Raw genomic sequence first — 21362 nt, 5'->3', positions numbered from 1 at the left:
CGGTGGCTGTAGCTCAGTTGGTAGAGTCCAGGATTGTGATTCCTGTTGTCGTGGGTTCGAGCCCCATCAGCCACCCCAAACAAGAAAATCCCCAGTGCAGAAATGCACTGGGGATTTTTGCTTTGGGCGCAAACTTTATCTTCCTCGGGCTGGAAGCTGACGGGATATTCGCATGGCCAATTGCGCTGCGGCTGGATTGCAACCGCGCATGCTGCGGTGGATTTTCAGGCGCTTGGTGCGAGGCCTGCCTCCTGACTTCGGGACCTGCCCTATCGCCACCGTGGCCATGCCATGCCCGTTGCGCGGGCCGTCCCGCCGAGCTTGCGTGCACGGACGGCGGGCCGGGCTTGCTGGATGGGGTGTTGCGCTTTGCGCAGGTTTTTATAAGACAAGTCCTATATTTGTCCCATAACCTGTGTCAATAGGTGTTCCAAATTGCCTTTGCATTACGATTGCAAACATCAATCGAGAGCAATGGCGCAGGGCTTGCAGGCCTGTCGCATGGTTCCCCGGCAACGAGAAGCACGCTTGCATGAAAAACCCCGGTTACACGCGCAACGGCTGTCCAGGCGGCACATGGCAATGGCCCCGTGGCTTCACCCTCATCGAGATGATGGTGGTGGTGGCGCTGGTCGCGATTCTGGCCGCTCTGGCCGCTCCTTCCTTCATCGCCCAAATAGCCAACCAGCGCGTCAGCTCGGCTGCGCTCGAGTTGCAGTCGTTGCTGCAGCTGGCTCGCTCCGAAGCGGTCTACAAACGGGTGGAAAGCAGCTTCGTGGGCGCGGGGCAGACATGGTCCGCCAAGTCGGGCGGGCAACTGGTGCGCGAGGCCCGGGTGCCTGATGCCGTGACCGTCTCGCCCTCCGGTGATTCTTCCCAGGGTGTCCTATTCGAAACCACGGGGACCGCCAGGCAGTTCTCCGGCGCCAGCACGCTGTACACGCTGACCGTCACGGCTCGCCATGCCACGCGCATGCAATGCCTGAGAGTGACCCGCGCCGGGCTTGTGCGCCAGCAGCGGCTGCCTGCCGGCGGCAGTTGCTGATGCGCGTGCAACGGGTCTGCCAAATGTCCATTCCTTTTCCTTCTCGCAGGCAACGCGGCGCAGGCCTTATCGAGGTACTCGTCGCCGTGCTGCTGGTGGCCGTGGGGCTGCTGGGCGCCGTGCGCATCCATGTGCGTGCCATTGAATACACCGTGGATACCGAGCGTCGCCAGATGGCATCCATGCTGGCTTCCGAACTGCTGGAGACCCTGCGGGGGGACACGGCCACGGTCCTGGACGCGAAGGGCGCGCCCGTGGCGGAACTGGGCGGCTACCAGAAGCTGGAGGGTGCCGCGATGCCCGCGGCACCCGCGGCCTGCCAGCCTTTGCCGCAGCCGCGGGCGCAGCGCCTGGCCTGCTGGGGCGAGCGGGCCCGCAAGCTGGTGCCCGATCTCACCGAGGACCGCATCGACACCTCCTTCGCCGTGAGCGCCGATGCCGATGGCCTGGTGTCCGTGACGGTGGCCTGGCCGGTCAAGAAAGGCCAATGTCTGGATGGAAGCGACAATGAATTTTGCACATTCACGCTGCGGTCGCGGCTTTGAGCGCGGGCCGGGCGCACGGGCGTGCCGCATGCGCATGTCGTCCCAGGCGGGCCTGTCCCTGGTGGAGATTCTGGTGGCGCTGGCCATCGGCCTGTTCCTCGTGCTGATTGCCACCACCATCTACATGCAGGGGCTGTCGAGCTTCGGTTTTCGCGTGGGGCAGAGCGAGAACCTCGGCAACAGCCGGCTGGCGCTGGCCGTGCTGGACTCCGAGTTCTCCAAGGCAGGCTACAGGAGAGACCCTTCGCAGGCGATGTTCGACGCATTTCCTGCCGATTCCTCGCCCCATCCCAACGGCTGCCAGTTCGCCCAGGGACAGGCGCTCTATGCGGCTGACGCGCAGACCATCTGCCTTCGCTTCCAGCCCCGGGACGCTGCGGAAACCGACTGTGCGGGCACGCCGGCGAACCTGGGGGCCGCCGGCCCCTATGACGCTCCGGCGCCGGCGACCGGCATGTTCGCGGAGAAATACACCGTCGAAAGTGGTGTGCTGGTCTGCCGGGCCGCGCAGGAGGTTGTGCCGCTCGCCGATGGCGTGCGGGCGGTGCATTTCGAGTTCGGCATCGATCGGCAGACAGCGCCCGGCGCGATACGCAGGGTCGATGCCTTCACGGCCACGTTGCCCGGGAAGCAGGAAGCCATCCGTTCCCTGCGCCTTGCCCTCTTGCTGGAAAGCTCCGGCAAGGTGACGCAGGGCATGACCTCCACCGTCTGCGAGCGTTGGGCGCAACTGGGCGGCGCCCGGGCCCGATGCGATGCGAATGCCGGCTCCCTGCTGCAACTGGCCACCGGCACGCTCACCCTGAGGAATCTGATGCCATGACCGCGCTGATCGGAGCCCGGAGCCGCCGCTGCATGTCCTGTGTCCTGCACGGGCGCCAGCGCGGCAATGCCTTGCTGGTGTCCATGATCATGCTGCTGCTGGTGTTGCTGCTGGCGGTGGTCGGCATGCGCGTGGCCACGCTGGAGGCACGCATCGCCGCCAACATGGTGGATAGCCAGCGGCTGTATGAAACCGCGGATGGCACGCTGCGAGAAGGTGAGCGCAAGCTGCTGGAGCATGCCGTCGCACTCAAGCCTTGCAATGGCGCCGGCACTCCGGTGGCCGAGGGCAGCGGCATTCCCTGCTCGGTATCCGATGTGCGTACGGACTCCATCGGGCTCGGTACGGATTTTCGGACGACCAAGGCCAAGGCGGCCGGGTTTCAGCAGCCCGATGGGTACTGGTATCCCCGATACATCACGACCGCCTGTCCCAAGTCGGGTAGTGCGACGTCCGCGCTGGATGCACCCGCCACCGGCTGCACGGACTTCTATGAGGTCAATGCCCAGGCCACGGAAAAGACGCAGGCCCAGGCCTGCGGAGCGCATGCGCTGTGCCTGCGGTCCAGCGTCAACATGTTCATAAAGTAAGCAGGGGGAGGGAGCTTCAATGGCTCGCATTGCAAGTTGGAAGACCATGCATGGTCCGAGGGGGCGCCAGGGCCTGGCACGCGCGTGGCCGGCCCTGGCGCTGTGGACGTGCGCATTGGCACTGGCCATTACGCCGGCGCATGCCCAGGGGCGCGCGGACACCGTGCTGTCCCAGATGCCGCTGTTCGTGAACCAGGCGCTGGCGCCCTTGAACATGCTGGTGATGGGGCGTGACCACAAGCTGTACTACGAGGCCTACAACGATGCCTCCGACCTCAACGGCGACGGTGTGATCGATGTCGGGTACAAGCCGGACCAGATCGACTACTACGGCTACTTCAACAACAACGTCTGCTACAGCTATTCCAAGGGTGTTTTCGTGCCCTCGCAGGCAGCGACCGGAAGCAACAGGAAAAAGTGCTCGAACCACTGGAGCGGCGACTTCCTGAACTATCTGGGCACATCGCGCATGGACGCCATACGCCGCGTGCTCTATGGCGGCATGCGTGCGGAGGACACGGCTTCGCGCACCGTTTTGCAGACCGCCTACATTCCCAGGGATGCGCACAGCTGGGGCAAGGCCTATGACCCTGCGCGGGATGCCAAGGTCTACAGCATTTCGGACTATGCGCCGCTGCGCCCGCCGGCGGTCGGCACGCGCCATCTGTTTGCCGTCACCACGCTGGGGGAGGCCGCTGGCGTCATCACCCAGTTGCGCGTGCTCAATGACTCCTCGTTCCAGATCTGGGACTGGGTGTCCCAGGAGGGCTTTGCAGGGCAGAGCAACTGTGCAGGCGGCAATTCGTGCGCGCGGGCCAGCAGCAGGATCACCGACTACAACCTGCTTGTGGAGGCCTGCTCCAGCAGCAATGTCCAGTTGCTCGAGGCCAGCTGCAAGGCCTATCCCAACGGCGGCAAGACCGTCTACAAGCCCACGGGGCTGCTGCACGACTTCGGGGAGAACGGGAAGATGTACTTCGGCCTGCTCACAGGCTCGTACGAGAAAAACATCGCCGGCGGCGTGCTGCGTCGCAATATCGGCAATTTCGCAGAGGAAGTCGACCCTCAGACGGGCCAGTTCAAGACGGGTGTCAATGGCGTGGTCGCCAACATAGACCGCCAGCGGCTGATCGGCTACACCGGCGGCAAATACGTGGAATGCGGCTGGATCACGTCCGGCCCCATCAGTTCGCTGGACAAGCCTTCGAAGTGCGCCATGTGGGGCAACCCCATCAGCGAAATGATGTTCGAGACCATGCGCTATTTCGGCGGCGCGTCCCAGGCCCTCGGCATCTATGACTACGCCGGCGGCTCCTCCAAGGATGCGTCCCTGGGCCTGTCCAAGCCCGCCTGGGAAACGCCCTACAGGGCCAAGGCCGAAGGCGGGGGCGGCTACCAGTACTGCTCCCGTCCCGTCATGACGGTGCTCAGCGACATCAATCCCTCCTACGACGGCAAGCTGCCCGGCAGCCGCTACGCGAGCGTCGGTGCCAGCGCCCTCAATGGCTTCAATGTCTCAGACGAGGTGGCGGCCATCGGCTCGGCCGAGCGCATAGACGGGAAGAACTTCTTCATCGGCCAGTCAACATCGGCCAATGCCGACCAGGCTCCTTCGGTCAAGACCATTGCAGACCTGTCATGGGCGCGCGGCCTGTCTCCTGAGGAGCCCAGCAAGGAAGGCACCTACTATGCCGCAGGCGTGGCCCGTTTCGGCGCCAGGAATGCCATCTTCGGCAACAGCCAGGGCAAGAATGCGCTGAGGACCTACTCCGTGGCCATTGCGTCACCGCTGCCGGAAATACGTTTTCCGATCGGCGGCAAGCGCTTTGTGACCATTGCGCCGTTTGCCAAGACCGTCTCCGGCAGTGCCGGTGGCAGCACCGTGAACAATGCGGTCTTCACGCCGACCAACCAGATCGTCGACTACTACGTGGTCAACATTGCCAACACGGGCAAGGCGGACATCGATGCCTCGGTCAATGGCGGGCGGCCCTATGCGGAGTTCCGCATCAACTACGAGGACGTGGAGCAGGGCGCCGACCATGACATGGACGCCATCGCGCGCTACACGATCGCGCTGCAGGCCGATGGCACGGTGAAGATCGACATGGTGTCCGAGTACGCCGCTGGCGGCCTGGGGCAGCACATGGGCTATGTGATCTCGGGCACCACCAAGGACGGCATGTACCTGGAGGTGCGTGACAAGGACACGGCCTCGGCCTACTACGCCTACAACACGCCCCCCAATCGCGATCCGGGCTACTGCCGGGGCAGCATCTCGGCCCAACAGCGCACGGAATGCTCGAACCTGGGGCTCACGGCCACCCGCAGCTTCACTCCCGGCAATGCGACCGATGCGGGCAGCTTCCTGAAGGGACCGCTGTGGTATGCCGCCAAGTACGGCGTGCCGGACCGCGACCCCTCCAAGATCACGGGAGATCCGGACAACTATTTTCTGGTGACCAATGCCGGCACGCTCAAGGACCAATTGACCAAGGCGTTCAACGACATCCTGCAGAACATCAGTTCCGTGACGGCGGTCAGCGTGGACATGCCCACGGCGACACTGGGCGAAGGCGCCGACCTGTACCGGACCACGTTCGAGGTCCAGTACTGGAGCGGCGATGTCATCCGCGAGAAGCTCACCACCAGCGACAGAACGCTGGTGTGGAGCGCGGCGGAACTACTGTCGGAGCGGTCCGCCGATGACCGCAAGATCTACTACCCCAGCAGGACCGGCAGTGCCGTGTCGCTGAGCCCTTTCACGTACTCCAGTCTCAGCGGGCAGCGTTCCGATGCGTCCTGGCTGGCCGTGCTCAACACGGACCCGGCCACGAACTCCGCCGATGGCCAGGCAAAAAAGCGCATCGAGTTCCTGCGTGGCGAGGTGCGCGATGACTTGCGCGTGCGCAAGCCCCTGGCCAGCGGAAAGCCCAATGTGCTGGGCGACATCGTCAATTCCTCGCTGGTGCGGGTCAAGGGCGGCCTGTACCGCGCCTCCGCTGCGGACAAGCTGGAGGGCAGCACCACCTATGCCGCCTTTGCCGCGAAACAGGCTGCCAAGGAGATGCTGTATGTGGGCGCCAACGACGGCATGCTGCACGCCTTCGACGCGGCATCTGGCAAGGAGGAGTTCGCCTTCATTCCATCGGGGGTGAAGAATTCGCTCAATGTCCTGACGTCCCGGTATGGCGCGGGCGGCGCTCCCCACCGCTACTTCGTGGACGGGACGCCCGTGGTCTCCGATGTCTACTTCGGCAACGCCTGGCACAGGGTGCTGGTCGGCAGCCTGGGCGCGGGCGGGCGGCAGGTCTTCGCGCTGGACGTCACGGACCCCACCTCCCCCCGGTTGCTGTGGGAGTTCGGCGTTGAACAGGACGAACGCATGGGTTACTCGATGCCAACGCCCGTCGTTGCGCGGCTCAACGACGCCGGCCGGTCCAAGGGCAGGTGGGTGGTATTCCTGTCCAATGGCTACCAGGCGTCGAACAGCGCCTCCGGCGAGTCCAGCCTGTTTGTGCTGGATGTCTCCAGTGGCGAGGTCATCCGGCGCTTTGATTTCGCGGCAGGCATGACGGCCGCAGAGCTGAGCGCGCTGCCTGCGCCGAAGAACGGCCTGTCGCGCGCCGCCGTGGTGGACAACAACGGCGATGGCAAGGTGGACGTGGCCTATGCCGGTGATCTTGCGGGCAATGTATGGCGCGTGGACCTGGCCAGCGGTGCCAGCGGCTCATGGAATGCGCAACTGTTCTTTGTGGCACGCGAGTCCGAACGCAGCGGCGGCAAGCGGCTGTCCATCACCACCGCACCCTACGTGGTGCGGCACTCCAGCGGCAAGGGCGATGTGGTGGCCTTCGGCACGGGCCGCTTCATGACGGATGACGACAAGCTGGACATGCGCCGGCAATCGGTGTTCGGTATCTGGGATCGCTACGGCACACCCGCCACGACTGCGCCGCAGCCGCTGCCTACCGCCGGCAAGGGACGCGGGGATCTGCAGGCCCAGCAGTTCACCCAGGTGAGCGGCTTTCCGGGCAAGTTCGCCCTGTCGGCCAACCCGGTCACCTGGTACAAGGACGCCACCAGCACCGCCGACTCCAATGTGCACAGCTGGGGCTGGTACGTCGATCTGCCGCGCGACGGCGAAAGACTGGTCTACGACATGAGCCTGTACGGGCGGGGACTGGTGTTCACCTCCATCCGGCCGCCGCTGGGCGACCCCTGCTCCGCGGGCCTGGCCAGCACGATCTACGCCATCGATCCCGACACCGGGGGCAAGACCGACTATGTCGCCTTCGATGTGAACGGCGACGGCATCTTCAACGCCTCCGACAACCTGGCAGGCCAGCAGGTCAACGGCCGCGAGGTGGGGCCGGGCAGGCCCACCATCAGCGGCGCGAAGATCTTCGACTCCAGCGGAAAGCCAAGCGGGGCGGGAGACCCGGTCAAGACCGGGGGCGACGATATCAACAGCGGAGTGGACCGGGGGCGACAGAGCTGGCGCCGCCAGCCAGCGAACCCGTGACCGCCATCCCATCCACTACACACAGGGGCCTGTCGGCCCCGGCCGTCTGGCTGGCCCTGCGGGCCCCCAAGGAGAACTGCGTGCGCAGCAAGCTACATGGATTCACGCTGATCGAGCTGATGATCACGGTGGCGGTGGTCGCCATCCTTTCGGCGATCGCCTACCCCTCCTACCAGGAATACGTGCTGCGATCGCGGCGCGTGGAAGCGCAAAGCCTGCTGGGCGAGGCCGCCGCCCGGCAGGAGCGCTGGCGGGCGCAGAACGGCGGCTACACAAGCTCCGTCGCCAACCTCAGGCTGCCCTGGGGGGACAAGTCCGAGAACGGCCACTACACCCTGACGATGGCCACGGCCGCCAATGACGGCGGCTACACGCTCAAGGCCACGCGCACCGGCCGCCAGGCATCGGACAGGCGCTGCGGCGACTACACCCTGAACGCCCTGGGCGTGAAAGGCATCTCGCCCCTGGGAACGGTGGAGGACTGCTGGCGCTGAGCGCCACCGGGGCCGGGGTCTCAGTCCTGCGCCTCATCCACAAATTCCACCATGGCCGCCGACACCTTGGGCAAGCGGCCTCGTACCCGTGCCGTGCTACCGCAGTCAGGTGCGTTGCGAATCCAGCTGCTCACCGTTCCTGGCCACTTCCTGCGCCTTGGAGTAGCTTTCGATCAGCAACTGGTACGGCGGGAAGACTGCGCTGTAGGCCTGCGCCCACTGCAACGCGTCCTCGCGGTTCCAGGTCTTCTGCACCTCCGAGCACACCGCCGCCGTGTCCATCGGCACGACACCAGCCTGCACGATGCGCGCCAGCGTGATCTCCTGCGCCATTTTCGAGTAGGTCCCCGAGGCGTCGATCACCGCGAAGACCTGGTAGCCCTCGTGCACCGCGGCGATGCTGGGAAAGGCCATGCAGACGCTGGTGATCGTCCCCGCGATGATGAGCTGCCTGCGCCCGGTGGCCTTGACGGCAGCGACGAACTCCGGGTTGTCCCAGGCGTTGATCTCGCCCTTGCGCGCAACGTACCGGGCATGCGGGGCGTACTGGTGGATCTCGGGGATCAAGGGGCCGTTCGGACCCTGCGGCACCGATGCGGTGGTGATGACCGGGATCTTCGCCAGTGTCGCTACCTTGGCGAGTGTGGTGGCATTGGCACGCACCTCGGTGAAGGGCATGTCCTTGATGGTCTGGAACAGGCCGCTTTGATGGTCGATCAGCAGCATCGCCACATTGTCGGGATCGATGACCGGGCGGGCGCCGTTGAAGTTGGCGATGGTTTGGGGTGTGCTCACGGTCTTCTCCTCAATTGCCCTGGCTGAACGTGGTGTGGCTCGTGATCAGGTTGCGGTAGTCGGGGATGTGGTTGGAAAACAGAGTTCCCAGCCCCTGCACGTCGTTGCGCCAGTCGCGGTGCAGTTCGCAGGCAGCGCCGAACCAGCTCATCAGTTGCACGCCGGCCTGCGACATGCGATTCCACGCCGCATCGCGGGTGATGGAGTTGAAGGTGCCGGAGGCGTCAGTGATCACGAAGACGTCGAAGCCTTCCTCGATGGCCGACAGTGCGGGGAAGGCCACGCACACCTCGGTCACCACGCCGGCGATGATCAGTTGCTTCTTGCCCGTGGCCTTCACGGCCTTGACGAAGTCCTCGTTGTCCCAGGCGTTGATGTTGCCGGGCCGGGCGATGTAGGGCGCCTGGGGAAACTGGCTCTTGAGCTCCGGCACCAGCGGGCCGTTGGGGCCGTTCTCGAAGCTGGTCGTCAGGATGGTGGGCAGCTTGAAATAGCTGGCGATGTCGGCCAGCGCCAGCACGTTGTTCTTGAACTTGTCCGGGTCGATGTCGCGTACAAGGGAGAGCAGGCCGGTCTGGTGGTCTACCAGCAGCACGGCGGCGTTGTCCTTGTCCAGGCGGACGTAGGGCTTGGTCATGGTGAATCTCCTTGGGGTTGCAAAGTGCCCGGGATGGGCGGTTCAGGCGCAGCCGTGCACGACCGGGGCAGCAGGCCCCGGCTGAACAAAGCCGCGTCGGGGGAAACATGCAGGACTCCCGGCGGGAGCCCTGCGGCGCTCAGTGCGCCATCTGGCCGAAGCGTCCGCTGTTGAAGTCGGTCATGGCCTGACGGATCTCGGCCTCGCTGTTCATCACGAACGGGCCATAGCCCACCACCGGCTCATCGATGGGCTCGCCGGACAGCCACAGCACGGTGGCGTCGCTGCTGCCCTCGATCTCCACGCCGCTGCCGGCGCGCTCCAGGTGCACCAGTTGTCCTTCCCGCGCGATGGCGCCGTTGACCAGCACCGAGCCGTGGAGCACCACCAGGGCCAGCGTGTGGCCGTCCTTCGCGTCGAACCGGCCCACGCCGCCATGGCGGATGCGGATGTCCCACACGTCCATCGCCGTGAAGGTCTGCGCCGGGCCGCGGTGGCCGCCGAACTCGCCGGCAATCACCCGCACACGGCCCGCGCCTTCCGCCAGGTCCGCCCAGGGAATCTGCGCATCCAGCAGCGTCTGGTAGCCCGGCGCGGTCATTTTGTCCTTGGCGGGCAAGTTGACCCAGAGCTGCACCATCTCGATGGTTCCGCCGCGTTCGGTGAAGGCGCGCGAGTGGAATTCCTCGTGCAGGATGCCGCCGCCAGCGGTCATCCACTGCACGTCACCGGGGCCGATCAGGCCGCCGGCGCCGGTGGAGTCGCGGTGCTCCAGCTCGCCCTGGTAGACGATGGTCACGGTCTCGAAACCACGGTGCGGGTGCTGGCCGACGCCGCGCGGCCGGTCGGTCGGCCCAAAGGGCGTCGGCGCCGCGTGGTCAAGCAGCAGGAACGGGCTCAGGTGCTTGCCCAGCCCGTCGTAGCCGAACAGCGAGCGCACCGGAAAACCGTCGCCTACCCAGTGCATGCGGGGGGCGCTGTAGACACCGAGGATTTTCTTCATGCTGATCTCCTTGTGTCGCCGAGACAAAGGTCTTGGCTGACGGATAGAGAATAGGATTTGAACGATGAACGCGGTAGTCGTTAATATTTGCCATCAGAGTCCTATCTGAGGAACGATGAAGGCGGTGTGCAATGAAAGACCTGAACGACCTCTACTACTACGTGCAGGTGGTGGACCACGGCGGCTTTGCGCCCGCGGGCCGCGCGCTGGGGATGCCCAAATCCAAGCTGAGCCGGCGCATCGCGCAGCTTGAGGAGCGTCTCGGCACGCGCCTGATCCAGCGCTCCACGCGGCGATTTGCCGTCACCGAGACCGGCCAGACCTACTACGGCCACTGCAAGGCGATGCTGGTGGAGGCCGACGCCGCCGACGAGGCCATCGCGCTGACCCACGCCGAGCCGCGCGGCATCGTGCGCATGACCTGCCCGGTGGCGCTGCTTGATGCGCGCATCGCCGACATGCTGGCGGCCTTCATGGCCGCGTATCCGCGCGTGGAGATCCACCTCGAGGAAACCAACCGCCGCGTCGACGTGGTGGGCGAAGGAATCGACGTTGCCATCCGCGTGCGCCCGCCGCCGCTGGAGGACAGCGACCTGGTGATGCGCATGCTCGCCGAGCGCGGGCAATGCCTGGTGGCCTGCCCGCAGCTGCTGACAGGCGGCATCCCCCAGGTGCCCGCCGATCTGGCAGGCCTGCCGAGCATGGACCTGGGCCTGCCGCAGCACGAGCATGTGTGGCACCTGATCGGCCCGGACGGCACGCAGGCGGCCATCCGCCACCGGCCGCGCCTGGTCACGCGGGGCATGCTGGCGCTGCGCGCGGCGGCCTTGGCGGGGGTGGGCGTGGTGCAACTGCCCTCGATGATGGTGCGCGAGCAGATCGCGCGCGGTGAACTGGTCCACGTCATCCCGGGCTGGGCGCCACGGCGCGAGATCATCCATGCGGTGTTCGCCTCGCGGCGCGGGCTGCTGCCGGCCGTGCGGGCGCTGCTGGATTTCCTGGCAGAGCGGTTTGAGGCGCTGGACGAAGACTGAGCTGCCGGCAAGCCCCATGGTGGCGGTTGCAGCAGCTCATGGCTGCATCTCGCCTTGTGGGGCACGGCTCCTGCCGCATGTCCGTTCAATGCGGGTGTTGGTGTCCGGATGGCATGCGCTTGGGTTGCTGCACCCAGACCTTGACCTTGTATTCACCAGCCTTTTCGAACTGCAGCGTCAGATCGAAGCGATCACCCTCGCGCAGGGGCTGCGTGAGTCCGATCAGCATGAGGTGGTGTGACTGGCCATGGCGCAACTGCACCTCCTGGCCTGCGGGCAGTTCGATGAAGGGCACTTCGCGCATGCGCATGATGTCGCCCTCCATCTTCATCTCATGCAGCTCCACGCGTGCGGCCGCTGGCGTGCTGGCCCCGATGAGCCGGTCGGCGTTCTTTCCCTTGTTCCTGATCCCCCGCAAATACGCCGCCCCGTTGCCGGAGCCGGCGATGGAGGGCGTGGCGTAGGGGTGGTCTATGACCAGGTCTCCCGCCCGGAAGTCATGGGCCCGTGCCGTCAGCGGCAGTGTCAGGGCACAGCCCGTGCCCAGCAGCATTCCAAGCGCCTGGCGGCGAAGCATTGTGGTCATTTCCAGTTCCTTTCCAACAGGGCATCGGGGGTCCAGATCAGCCGCAGGCCTGCCACCGTATGGCCTTTGCCGGCAATGTGCTCGCGCCCGGCTTCAAGCGCGATCAGAACGCTTTTGACGGGGCGCCAGCCGGCCATGGCCGTGAAGCGGCGCGATGGGTTGTTGGGCAGCAGGTTGGCGTCCGTGGCCACCAGCAGGGCGCCCGGCCCGCTGACGCGATTGGTGCTTCTGAGCCATTCCTGGCGGGCACCGAATTCCCAGCGCGCGTGCGGCTGCCAGAGCACCTCCAGCCAGCCGCCCAGGGTGCGCCCCTGGTAGCGGGTGTCGCCGTTCTGGGAATAGAGGTTTCCGCTTTCGCGCCGCCAGATGCCTGCTGCGGTGAGCTTGACGCCCTGCAGCGGCGTGGTCCAGGTAGCGCTGGCCCCGGCCAGGTCCACGGTGCCGTCGAAGCAGGTGATGTCGCGCAGGCTGGCGTTGCACTGTGGCGCCGTGTGGATGTGGCCGCTGTTGGAGCGCTGCACATAGGCGCCGCGGCCCTTGGGCTGCATCCGGCTGTAGAAGACGTCTGCCTGCACCGAGGTCCAGGCGGCGCTGGCATGCACGACGGGCGCCCAGGCGGCGTTGTCGCTGCCGGGAAAGCGCCGGGCGCGCCAAAGCCCCAGGTCAATGCCCTGCAGCCAGGACATGGCGCCTTGCAGGTGGGGACGCCAGGCGGCGTTGATGCCATCCTCGATCCAGTCGCCGTTGAAGGCCGCCCGCTTGGCCAGCGGCATCTGGCCGTAGCGGTCGAAGTGCCCGGCACGCGTGAGCACCTGCCCCATGGGCACGCGGTTGCGGCCTGCGCCCAGGGTCAGCTCGGCGTCTGAGCCGCTGCGCGCTTCCATCCAGGCGGCCTCCACGTGGGCCGGGTCGCTGTCGTGCCAGCCCATCGCGATGTTGGCCCCCAGTTGGGGAGATAGGCGCAGGCCGGCGCCCAGGGTGCCATGCTCCAGCCGCCAGCCGCGCTGGTCGTCAGGCGTGTCGCCCAGGCCCAGCGTGCCGGCCAGCCTGGGCGCCGGCAAGGTGGAATCGCCATGGAGATAGGCGGCCACCGCAGCCATGTCGATGCGCAGGCCGTTGGTCTGCGGTATGCCGTCATCCAGGGTGTGCGCGGCGGCGCTGCCTGCCGACAAGGCGATGGCGATGACGACGGCGATGGCCGCTGCCAGCGGTGTGCGTTGCGCGAGGAAGCTGCGTTGCATGCTATTGGCCTGCCTGCTGTGCAAAGGGATCGGCGAGCCTGGGGTTGGTGAGCAGCTCATGGTCCGTGAGGGTTTTGAGAAAGGCCAGCAGGTCGGCGCGGTCGTCGGCCGTCAGGGCGATCTGGTTGATGAAGTCGTTCTTGTTGGGGTTGGCGCGCCCGTCGCCGGCATGCGGGCCGGAGGTGATGTTGCGGCCACCGGCCGCATAGAACTGCAGCACTTCCTCCAGCGTCGCGATGCTGCCGTCATGCATGTAGGGGCCGGTGACTTCCACATTGCGCAGGCTGGGCGCGCGGAACTTGCCCATGTCCTTGAAGAGCTGGGTCAGTTCATAGACGCCCCGGTTGGGCTCGGGGAAGGCGCCGGTGCCGCCGATGTTGTAGAGGCCCGTGTTGTGGAACGGGGTCTCGACGATGCGGCTGCCCGCGTGCACGATCTGGTCGTTGAAGTTGAAGCTGCTGTGGCAGTGGAAGCATTCGGCCTTTTCGCCGAAGAACAGGTTCATGCCGCGCTGCTCGGCCGGGTTCAGTGCCGTGCTGCCCTTGAGGTACTGGTCATATTTGCTGTTGCCCGAAAGAATGGTGCGCTGGAATGCCGAGATGGCGTGGATCACATTGCCCCAGGTGATGGGCGCTGCCTGGCCCGGGTAGGCCCTGGCGAAGCGCGGGCCGTAGCCGGTGTCGGCAGCCAGCCGCGCGAGGATTTCCTCCTTGTTGTTGTCGTTGACGCCCATCTCCACCGGGTCCGTGCCGAACAGCGGCGTCTCCATCTGCTTTTCAAGCGTGACCAGCGAGGGGTTGGCCCAGGTCAGCGTGGCGTTGTAGACCACGTTGGCCAGGCTCTGGGCGTTGCGCGGATGTGCGTGCCCTGTGGAGCCCAGTGATGTCGTCAGGCCATCGGTGAAGGCCTTGGACTGTATGTGGCAGCTCGCGCAGGCCTGCGTGCCGTTGCCCGACAGGCGCCTGTCATAGAACAGAAAGCGGCCGAGCTCGGCCTTCTCTGTCGTCATGGGATTGGTGTCGGGCACCTTGGGGGTGGGGAAAAAGGAGGGCAGCACCCAGGACCAGCCCGTGCTGCTGCCGGAGTCATCGTGGACGGCGGTGTCGCCGCCCCCGCAGCCCGCCAGGGCGATGGCCCCGGCAAGGCCGCACAGGGCGGCGGTCCATGCCGCCACCCGCCGAAGCGAATGGGGCTTGTGCATTACTTGGCCTCGGTACGGAACACGGTCTGGCCGCTGCCTTCATTGATGGAGCGGCCCGTGGTCAGATCGATCTTGAGCGCGCTGAAGATGGGCACGCATTCCGGATCGGTGGCCCCGGACATGCAGCCGGCGGCGCCGCCCAGGTCTTCCTTGACGTTCGAGCCCTGCAGCAGCTGCGCAATGTCCAGCACCACCTTCTGGGTGCCGGCATTGAAATCGCCGAACCCGAAATCCATGCGGTCCGCACGCGCGCAGCTGACCGTCTCGCCGGTCACGGGGTTGCCCGTGCAGCCGGTGGAGCCCAGGTGGACGTAGAAGGTCTTGCCGGGGGCGGCCGGCGCGGGGCGGGCCACGCCGCCCACGGGGTTGACCTCGATCTGGGCGAACTTGCGGCCGGCCTGCCAGGACCAGGCCAGGGCCTGCACATCGAGCGGCTTGGGCGCGACGGCATAGTCGGTGTGGTTGACCGAAGAGGGCACGCCCACGGTCATCCTGATGCCCTTGTACGTGCCTGCGGGCACCGTGCCCCGGACCTGCGTGTTCTGCGCCTGCGTGCCTGCGTCGGCGCATGCGCCGGTGCCGTCCTCCAGGTCGATCAGCGTCACCTCCTTGGTCTGCCAGTCGTTGACATCCAGGGTGACGGCCACGGCCTCGCCCTTGTCATTGATCAGCGAGACGCCGCTGACGTAAAAGCGCAGGTCATGCAGGTCCACCGTGGCCTGGCTGGTTCCCATGCCGGGGATGGGCGTGCCGCATTTGGCGGGCAGGTTGCCGGCCTTGGCGGCGAACTCGATGGCCACGGGCTGGGGGCCCGTGGGCGTGGTGGGCGTGGTGGGCTGGCCGTTGTCACCGCCTCCGCCGCCACCGCAGGCGGCCAGCAGCAGCGGCAGCGCGGTGGCGATCAGGGCGAGGGGAAAGCGGGAGTTGTCAAAGTAAGTGGTACGCATGGGTAAACGGTTTCTTGGTGCCTGCGCTGGGGCCATGGCTGCGCGCAGGCGTGGGTAACCCTGCAGGCTGCGACACGGGTCGCGGCTTGGCATGGGAAAGGAATTCGGGAATGGGCGACGGCATGCCGCCCGTGCGGCCCTTTCGGGCTTCAGGGAAGGGGAGGCGCCCTGGGGGGAGTGCTCAGCACCACGCGCAGCACGGTGTCCCGCGGGCGCAGGGCCTGGGGCGGCAGCGGGGTGGGAGGCGGCGGCGCGGCAAAGCGCAGGTCCGCGCGGGACACATCAGGAGGGGCATCGCCCACGACCCGGCACAGCGGGCAATGCGCCTGGCCAGCGGCCGTGGTTTGACCATCGGCTTCGGGCTCGCCTGCAGCAGACACCGGTTGCGCCTGCTGCAGTCCCAGGGGCGTGCAGACTTCCATGGCCAGCCGCGCCAGCGGGTCGCCACTGCCCTGGCCCGATGCCAGCACCATCGCCAGGGCAGGGTGCACAAAGGCGAACAGCAGCGCCGCAGCCATCCAGGCGGCAAAGCGCCGGCCCTGGTCGCGCCGCTGTCGTGCGCCCGGCAACGCCCACGGCCAGGCGGGTGGCCCGAAGGCCACCCAGCGCTTGATGCGGAGGCTGCTGCAGCGCATGGGCCCTGTGTCAGTGCTTGTGATCGTGGCCCGAGGGCGCCGCCTTGGTGGCCAGCGGGCGTACGGGCGCCTGCACCTGAACGGATTCACGCTTGCCGTCCTTGCCTTCGATGATGAGGGTTAGGGGCACGGTCTGGCCTTCCTGTACCTGCTGCTTGAGGTCCAGCAGCATCACGTGGTAGCCGCCGGGCTTGAGCTCCACGGTCTTGCCTGCCGGCAGGGCGATGGACGGCACCTGGCGCATCTTCATCACGTTGTCCTGCATGGCCATCTCATGGACTTCGACGACCGGCGTCAGGGGCGAAGTCGCTGCGACGAGCTTGCTGTCCTGGGCGGCCTGCAGTTTCAGGAAGGCGCCGGTGGCCTTTTGCTGCGGCACGGTGGCGCGCACCCAGGCATCACTGACGCTGACCTGGGCATTGGCGAATCCGCTGATCATGGCGGCGGCGAGGGCAAGCAAACGGACGTGGCGTTTCATGGGTTTCTCCTTCGTTGGCAAAAATGTCGTGTGTGTCGGGTGCGTGCCTGGTGCGCGACTGGTGCGTGACTGGTGCGGTGGACGGCTGGAAGGTGTCCATCAGAAGCGCAGGTTCATGCTGGCATAGACGCCGCGCCCGTCGGCGGGCGAGTAGCCCGAGGAGCCGCTGTCATACCAGGCGTAGACGTACTTGCGGTTGGTGACGTTCTTGACCTGCAGGCCCAGGTCCATGGTGTCCGAGAGCCGGTAGCTGGCACCCAGGTTCAGCACGGCGAACTTGCCTGCGCGGCCCTGGGTATTGGTGCGCTCCAGGTAGTAGTCACCCTGGGCATTGCCCCAGGCCGACAGCTTCAGCCGGTCCGTGGCCTGCCAGTCCGCGCCGGCCGAGACCAGGTAGTGCGGCACGTTCTCGATTTCCTTGCCCAGGGTGGCGGGAGCGCTGGGGTCGGGCGCGGTGATGCGCGCCACCTGATGGGAGTAGGCGATCCAGGCGGTGGTGCGGGCATGGGGCTTCATGTTGAGCTGGATGTCGTAGCCCTTGCGCAGCGTCTTGCCCACGTTGCCCAGGCCGCCGGGGTCGGGCAGGCCGTCCACGCCCAGCACCCGGGCCACCTCGCCCGAGGCGCGCTGCTCCCAGTAGGCCACGCGGCCGTTGAGCCAGGGCAGGGGAGAGAACTTGACACCCGTTTCCCAGCCATCATTGATGGAGGGCCTGAGGTTGCGATCCTGCGTGCGGTAGGCGTCGATGCCCGAGCCGATCTGGAAGGTCCGGCCCCAGTTCGCGTAGACGCTGGCCTGCTGGCTCAGGGTGTAGGCGATGCTGATCTTGGGCTGCTTGATCAGGCCGTAGTCATGCACGGGGGCGCGCGTGCCGGCCAGGCGGTCGATGAAGTGGCCATCCACGTCGTCAATGCGCAGCGCCGGGATGATCCGCAGGGCTTCGATGGGGCGGATCACGGCCTGCACGTAGGCGCCCTGCGTATGGAGGTCGAAGTCCCAGTCGCGGAACTGCGAGGTCCGCACGCGCTCCGTGGTGCGGTAGCGCTGGCCCAGGTTGCTTTGCCGCTGGGCGTCCAGACCGCCTTCGAGCGTGAATTCATGCGCCCAGGCCACCTTGGGGCGCCAGGTCAGGGTGGTGATGGCGCCTTGCTGCTGCTCGTCGTTGTAGCGCTCCTGCTGCGATCCCGCTGCCGAGAAGCGCACCCAGCGCTGGTTCTCGTACTGGTTGGCGTAGACCTTGGCAGACAGCGACAGCTCGGGCGTCAGTTCGCCATCCAGGTGGGCGCTGAGCTGGCCGGTTTCCCGCTCGCCACGGTCGGCCGCCGCGTAGGCCGGGGAGCTGCGCGGCGCCTTGATGGCTTCTTCGTAGCTGAGGTAGCCCGACTCCAGCGCCTTGTTGCGGTAGTAGCGCGCGATCACGCCGGTGCGCCAGCGGCCATCGTCCGAGGTGTAGAACCATTTGCCGGACAGGGACAGCTTGCGGGCATCGGCATGGTCCCGGTAGCCGTCCGAATCGCGCCAGGCCAGGAAATAGTTCTGGCTCCAGTTGCCGCTCTCGATGCCCTTGGACACCTGCAGCTCCTTGGTGCCGAAGCTGCCCACGGTCACGCTGGTACGGCCCTCGTTGCCGCCCGTGCGGGTGATCACGTTGGCATTGCCGGCGATGTTGTTGAGGCCGTAGCGCGCGTCATTGGTGCCGCGCACGATCTCGATGGCCTCGATGTCCAGCGGGAAGACAGCGTCCAGAAAGGGCATGCCCCCGGCGTTGTCATTGCTGGGGATGCCATCGATCAGCAGCTTGACCGCATTGATGCGGCCTTCGCCGTTGAAGCCCCGGAAGGAGAAGCGCCCGGCATCCGGGCCCTGCTTGAACTGCGTGACCTGCACGCCGGGCGCCTTGGACAGCAGCTCCCAGCTGTAGTCCACATGCTCGTTCTCGAGGATGTCCGCGCCCACGATGTCCACGGAGCTGAACACGCTGCGTGTGGACAGCGGGCCGGAGGCCTTGGAGGTGATGCTGATGGTGCCCAGCGTCAGGGCGGAGTCGTCCTGGCTCAACGGTTGGGGGGCGACCAGGCCCTGGGCATGGGCCGCCGAGGCCAGTGCCAGGGCGATGGACAGGGCCAGGGGGCTGCGCGAGAAGGAGAGGGAGACAGACATCACGTGAGGCAGACGGTGGATGGTGTGGAGGAGGCGATCGGCTCAATGGGCCGGATGTGCGGATGGGGGATGCTGGCCCTGCGCGTCCATATGGACCATGCCGTCGAACAGGGACAGCAGGGCGCGGCGCGGGGCGGGCATGGCGGACTCGGCCTGCACGACCTTGCTGGCCAGACTGCGCGCGGCCGATGCAGACAGGCCAGCCATTGCCAGCATCTTGGGGTCCTTGAGTCCATCGCCGCCACAGGCGGCCACCAGCCATTGGCCCTGCGCGTCGCGCCGCAGCAGGGCCCGGCCACCGCGATCGCCTTGTATCCATCCGGCGACCGCATGGCCGCCTTCGATGGAGATGGGCGCTACCTCCAGCCTGGCCTCGGGCTTGTCCCAGGTGGCCATCATGACGCTGCGGATGGCCGCCGCATCAGCCGACCCGGCCGTGGCGGGGGGCGTCGCGCCCGAGGCCGCCGCCATGGCGGGCAGGCCCAGGACCAGGGCCATCGACAGGGCGATGCTGCTCAAAGAAAGATGTCTCATGCGTGCTCCTTGTGCGGGCTGTGCGGGCGGGGGATCAGAAGCTGGCCGCCACGCCGATCTGTGCCGAGCGGCCGGGCATGGGGTAGCCGGGGCGATAGGCGTAGTTGCGGTCGAACAGGTTCTCCACGGCCAGGAAAACCTCTCCCTTGCTGCCCAGGGCAGGCACCGGATAGGCCACTCGCAGGTTGGCCACGGCAAAGCCGGCCACGCGCTCGGTGTTGGCGGCATCGGCGCCCCGCGCGCGGCTCAGCGCCCAGACTGCCGACTGGTACTGCGCATCGAAGGCGACCCGCACCGGGCCGGCCTTGCCATTGACGCCCAGCGTCAGCGCGCGGCGCGGGCTGTAGGGCAGGTTGTCCATGCTGGGGTCCAGCAGCGTCAGGCCGGCAAAGCCCGACCAGCCGCCGCCCAGCGCCTGGCGCAGCGACAGCTCCATGCCGCGCATGGTGTAGCCGCCCAGGTTGATGAACTGCGGCGGGGGCGGGACATTGGGCGGAAAGCCGAAGACATAGCGGTTCTTGACCTTGTCGTGGAAGATGCTGGCGTCAAGCTGCGTGGCCTGCGACAGCGTCCACTTGAAGCCCAGTTCGGCGTGGTCCATCTCCTCGGCGGACAACTGCTGCCACGTGGAGCCCAGGGCCGGAATCAGCGATGCCAGCAGCGGTGTCTCCAGCCCGGGGTAGTTGATGCCGCGCGACAGGTTGGCGTAGACGGTGAACTGCTCCGAGGCCAGCGACAGGCCCGCATGGGGGGCCGCCTTGGAGCTGAACTGGCTGTGGTCGTACATGCGCAGGCCTGCGGAGGGCACCAGGCTCCATGTCGCCGACAGCGGGATCTCCTGGCTGAGTCCCGCATAGGGAGAGGTGATCCTGAAGGTGGGCGCCTGGAAAAATCCCTGGGGCGCTGGCGCGACGCGGTTGAAAGAGGCATCGCCCGAAATGCGGTCATGGTCCAGGCCGGCAGTGACGGTGGCCCCCTTCCAGGGCGAGAACTGTTCCTTCCAGCGCAGGCCGCTCATGCGGAACTTGTTGATGCTGTCGCCGTCCGGCGCGGGCTGGTCCAGCCAGTCGCCCCGGCCATGGTTGCTGTACAGCTTGAGCTCGCCCCGCCAGTCACCATGCACGTGGGATACGGAGCTGCTGAACATGCTGGCCTTGGTGTTGTACTGGGGGGGCAGCGCCGCAGCGGCAAGCCGTGCGTCGCCAGGGTCCCTGGCCTTGTTGTCCACCTGCAGGAAGCTGGCCGCCACCGACCAGTTCGCATCCAGCCTGTAGCCAATGCGCCCCATGAGGTTGCTGAGACGGCCATCCGCATTGGCGCGGTGGCCGTCCGAGCGCGCAAAGCCCTGGGCCAGGCTCCAATCCAGGTTGCCGCTTCTGCCCAGCAGACTGGCCTGTTCGGTGAGGGTGCCGTAGGAGCCCGCCGAGATCCTGGCATCCCCGTGCACGCCGTCCTCGGTGGCGCGGCGCGTGAGCAAGTCGATGGAGGCGAAGTTGTTGCCATTGACCTGGGGCTGCGGGCTCTTGTAGACCGTGATGGACTGCATGCCGTTGACGGGCAGCAGGTCCAGCAGGGGATGGCTCCACAGTCCCATGTAGAACGGCACGCCGTCCACATAGGTCTTGATCTCGCTGCCGGGCCGGCTCACGCCCATGCCGCGGATATAGACGGCGCCGCCCTGATCGCCGCCAAAGGCACCCACGGGGTTGTAGCGCGAGATCTGGACACCGGGCGTGCGGCGCAGGGCCGAGGCCAGGTCCACCGCGTTCTGGTCGCGCAATTGTTCCTGGGTGATCACGGCCGAGTTGGAGGAAAACGCATCCAGCTCCATCTCTTCCACCACGGGGCGGGCATTGACGGTGACGGGGGCCATCTGAGGCTCCTGGGCATGCGCGCCGGCAGCCAGTGTGAGAAGGGCCGAGGCGATGGAGGACCTGTGGAAAACGGCTGGAATGCAGGTGAAGCGTTGGGCAAGCATGGGTGTGCACGCAGTCCGTCTGAACTGCGCAAATCATTGTTGGACGATCCAGGGCAGGCCGTTGCCCGTGCGCCGCACCGCCGGCCTGGTCACAGGCGGGCGCATTGGGGG

The 21362-nt window shown here is 66.6% G+C and carries 19 protein-coding genes and 1 tRNA gene; 8 read left to right on the top strand and 12 right to left on the bottom strand.

Annotated elements, in window-relative coordinates; all coding sequences use genetic code 11:
• Positions 1–2 precede the first annotated feature (2 nt).
• From DTS01S_RS18715 to DTS01S_RS18685, 7 genes are all read left to right on the top strand, one after another.
• Positions 3–78, top strand: a tRNA-His gene (locus tag DTS01S_RS18715).
• A gap of 454 nt (positions 79–532) precedes the next feature.
• On the top strand, positions 533–1045 hold the full coding sequence (locus DTS01S_RS18710; protein ID WP_016445404.1) for a GspH/FimT family pseudopilin: 513 nt from the start codon (positions 533–535) through the stop codon (positions 1043–1045).
• A gap of 23 nt (positions 1046–1068) precedes the next feature.
• Complete coding sequence (pilV, locus tag DTS01S_RS18705; RefSeq protein ID WP_223275162.1) at positions 1069–1590, top strand: type IV pilus modification protein PilV; 522 nt, start codon at positions 1069–1071, stop codon at positions 1588–1590.
• Between the two features lie 28 nt (positions 1591–1618).
• Positions 1619–2413, top strand: a complete 795-nt coding sequence (locus tag DTS01S_RS18700; protein ID WP_061288323.1) for a prepilin-type N-terminal cleavage/methylation domain-containing protein — start codon at positions 1619–1621, stop codon at positions 2411–2413.
• Positions 2410–3003, top strand: coding sequence for a pilus assembly PilX family protein (locus tag DTS01S_RS18695; protein WP_061288321.1), 594 nt, complete (start codon positions 2410–2412; stop codon positions 3001–3003). The genes DTS01S_RS18700 and DTS01S_RS18695 overlap by 4 nt, the downstream gene beginning before the upstream one ends.
• A gap of 46 nt (positions 3004–3049) precedes the next feature.
• Complete coding sequence (locus DTS01S_RS18690; RefSeq protein ID WP_255247322.1) at positions 3050–7528, top strand: pilus assembly protein; 4479 nt, start codon at positions 3050–3052, stop codon at positions 7526–7528.
• A gap of 80 nt (positions 7529–7608) precedes the next feature.
• Positions 7609–8022 (top strand): type IV pilin protein, encoded by a 414-nt coding sequence (locus DTS01S_RS18685; protein ID WP_174538912.1) that lies wholly within the window; start codon positions 7609–7611, stop codon positions 8020–8022.
• Positions 8023–8127: 105 nt separating this feature from the next.
• Here DTS01S_RS18685 and DTS01S_RS18680 read toward each other — a convergent pair whose 3' ends face one another.
• The 3 genes from DTS01S_RS18680 to DTS01S_RS18670 form a co-directional block, all read right to left on the bottom strand.
• Positions 8128–8817, bottom strand: coding sequence for a hydrolase (locus DTS01S_RS18680; RefSeq protein WP_013803115.1), 690 nt, complete (start codon positions 8815–8817; stop codon positions 8128–8130).
• A gap of 10 nt (positions 8818–8827) precedes the next feature.
• Positions 8828–9454: an isochorismate family cysteine hydrolase YcaC gene (gene ycaC / locus DTS01S_RS18675; RefSeq protein WP_016452476.1), complete on the bottom strand. Its 627-nt coding sequence runs from the start codon at positions 9452–9454 to the stop codon at positions 8828–8830.
• 139 nt (positions 9455–9593) lie between these two features.
• Positions 9594–10457 (bottom strand): pirin family protein, encoded by an 864-nt coding sequence (locus DTS01S_RS18670; protein WP_017404961.1) that lies wholly within the window; start codon positions 10455–10457, stop codon positions 9594–9596.
• Between the two features lie 131 nt (positions 10458–10588).
• On the opposite strand from DTS01S_RS18670, the gene DTS01S_RS18665 reads away from it, so the two are divergent.
• Positions 10589–11491, top strand: coding sequence for a LysR family transcriptional regulator (locus DTS01S_RS18665; RefSeq protein WP_016445413.1), 903 nt, complete (start codon positions 10589–10591; stop codon positions 11489–11491).
• 85 nt (positions 11492–11576) lie between these two features.
• Here the strand turns inward: DTS01S_RS18665 and DTS01S_RS18660 are convergent, their stop codons facing one another.
• The 9 genes from DTS01S_RS18660 to DTS01S_RS18620 form a co-directional block, all read right to left on the bottom strand.
• Positions 11577–12077 (bottom strand): copper chaperone PCu(A)C, encoded by a 501-nt coding sequence (locus DTS01S_RS18660; RefSeq protein ID WP_061288319.1) that lies wholly within the window; start codon positions 12075–12077, stop codon positions 11577–11579.
• Complete coding sequence (locus DTS01S_RS18655) at positions 12074–13318, bottom strand: hypothetical protein (protein WP_061288317.1); 1245 nt, start codon at positions 13316–13318, stop codon at positions 12074–12076. Before DTS01S_RS18655 ends, DTS01S_RS18660 begins: the two co-directional genes overlap by 4 nt.
• Before the next feature lies 1 nt (position 13319).
• Entirely contained in the window at positions 13320–14519 is a 1200-nt protein-coding gene (locus DTS01S_RS18650; protein ID WP_061288315.1) for a methanobactin export MATE transporter MbnM, read from the bottom strand.
• A complete protein-coding gene (locus DTS01S_RS18645) occupies positions 14519–15466 on the bottom strand; it encodes an MbnP family copper-binding protein (protein ID WP_061288313.1) in 948 nt (315 codons plus the stop codon). Before DTS01S_RS18645 ends, DTS01S_RS18650 begins: the two co-directional genes overlap by 1 nt.
• Positions 15467–15615: 149 nt before the next feature.
• Positions 15616–16101: a DUF2946 family protein gene (locus DTS01S_RS18640; RefSeq protein ID WP_061288311.1), complete on the bottom strand. Its 486-nt coding sequence runs from the start codon at positions 16099–16101 to the stop codon at positions 15616–15618.
• Positions 16102–16111: 10 nt separating this feature from the next.
• A complete protein-coding gene (locus DTS01S_RS18635) occupies positions 16112–16579 on the bottom strand; it encodes a copper chaperone PCu(A)C (RefSeq protein WP_013803107.1) in 468 nt (155 codons plus the stop codon).
• Between the two features lie 99 nt (positions 16580–16678).
• Positions 16679–18739, bottom strand: coding sequence for a TonB-dependent receptor (locus DTS01S_RS18630; protein WP_061288309.1), 2061 nt, complete (start codon positions 18737–18739; stop codon positions 16679–16681).
• Positions 18740–18781: 42 nt separating this feature from the next.
• A complete protein-coding gene (locus tag DTS01S_RS18625; RefSeq protein WP_061288307.1) occupies positions 18782–19273 on the bottom strand; it encodes a copper uptake system-associated protein in 492 nt (163 codons plus the stop codon).
• 34 nt (positions 19274–19307) lie between these two features.
• Entirely contained in the window at positions 19308–21146 is a 1839-nt protein-coding gene (locus DTS01S_RS18620; protein WP_061288327.1) for a TonB-dependent receptor, read from the bottom strand.
• Between the last annotated feature and the right edge of the window lie 216 nt (positions 21147–21362).

The sequence above is a fragment of the Delftia tsuruhatensis NBRC 16741 genome (assembly GCF_001571325.1).
GTDB lineage: Bacteria > Pseudomonadota > Gammaproteobacteria > Burkholderiales > Burkholderiaceae_C > Comamonas > Comamonas tsuruhatensis.
Note: the sequence above shows the minus strand (reverse complement) of the source record. Positions and strands in the feature narration are given on the sequence as shown.

What these genes read in the sequence shown, in the direction of transcription:
- DTS01S_RS18710 (WP_016445404.1), top strand. Translation starts at nt 533, where the DNA reads ATGAAAAACCCCGGTTACACGCGCAACGGCTGTCCAGGCGGCACATGG.
- pilV (WP_223275162.1), top strand. Translation starts at nt 1,069, where the DNA reads ATGTCCATTCCTTTTCCTTCTCGCAGGCAACGCGGCGCAGGCCTTATC.
- DTS01S_RS18700 (WP_061288323.1), top strand. Translation starts at nt 1,619, where the DNA reads ATGCGCATGTCGTCCCAGGCGGGCCTGTCCCTGGTGGAGATTCTGGTG.
- DTS01S_RS18695 (WP_061288321.1), top strand. Translation starts at nt 2,410, where the DNA reads ATGACCGCGCTGATCGGAGCCCGGAGCCGCCGCTGCATGTCCTGTGTC.
- DTS01S_RS18690 (WP_255247322.1), top strand. Translation starts at nt 3,050, where the DNA reads ATGCATGGTCCGAGGGGGCGCCAGGGCCTGGCACGCGCGTGGCCGGCC.
- ycaC (WP_016452476.1), bottom strand. Translation starts at nt 9,454, where the DNA reads ATGACCAAGCCCTACGTCCGCCTGGACAAGGACAACGCCGCCGTGCTG.
- DTS01S_RS18670 (WP_017404961.1), bottom strand. Translation starts at nt 10,457, where the DNA reads ATGAAGAAAATCCTCGGTGTCTACAGCGCCCCCCGCATGCACTGGGTA.
- DTS01S_RS18665 (WP_016445413.1), top strand. Translation starts at nt 10,589, where the DNA reads ATGAAAGACCTGAACGACCTCTACTACTACGTGCAGGTGGTGGACCAC.
- DTS01S_RS18660 (WP_061288319.1), bottom strand. Translation starts at nt 12,077, where the DNA reads ATGACCACAATGCTTCGCCGCCAGGCGCTTGGAATGCTGCTGGGCACG.
- DTS01S_RS18655 (WP_061288317.1), bottom strand. Translation starts at nt 13,318, where the DNA reads ATGCAACGCAGCTTCCTCGCGCAACGCACACCGCTGGCAGCGGCCATC.
- DTS01S_RS18650 (WP_061288315.1), bottom strand. Translation starts at nt 14,519, where the DNA reads ATGCACAAGCCCCATTCGCTTCGGCGGGTGGCGGCATGGACCGCCGCC.
- DTS01S_RS18645 (WP_061288313.1), bottom strand. Translation starts at nt 15,466, where the DNA reads ATGCGTACCACTTACTTTGACAACTCCCGCTTTCCCCTCGCCCTGATC.
- DTS01S_RS18640 (WP_061288311.1), bottom strand. Translation starts at nt 16,101, where the DNA reads ATGCGCTGCAGCAGCCTCCGCATCAAGCGCTGGGTGGCCTTCGGGCCA.
- DTS01S_RS18635 (WP_013803107.1), bottom strand. Translation starts at nt 16,579, where the DNA reads ATGAAACGCCACGTCCGTTTGCTTGCCCTCGCCGCCGCCATGATCAGC.
- DTS01S_RS18630 (WP_061288309.1), bottom strand. Translation starts at nt 18,739, where the DNA reads ATGTCTGTCTCCCTCTCCTTCTCGCGCAGCCCCCTGGCCCTGTCCATC.
- DTS01S_RS18625 (WP_061288307.1), bottom strand. Translation starts at nt 19,273, where the DNA reads ATGAGACATCTTTCTTTGAGCAGCATCGCCCTGTCGATGGCCCTGGTC.
- DTS01S_RS18620 (WP_061288327.1), bottom strand. Translation starts at nt 21,146, where the DNA reads ATGGCCCCCGTCACCGTCAATGCCCGCCCCGTGGTGGAAGAGATGGAG.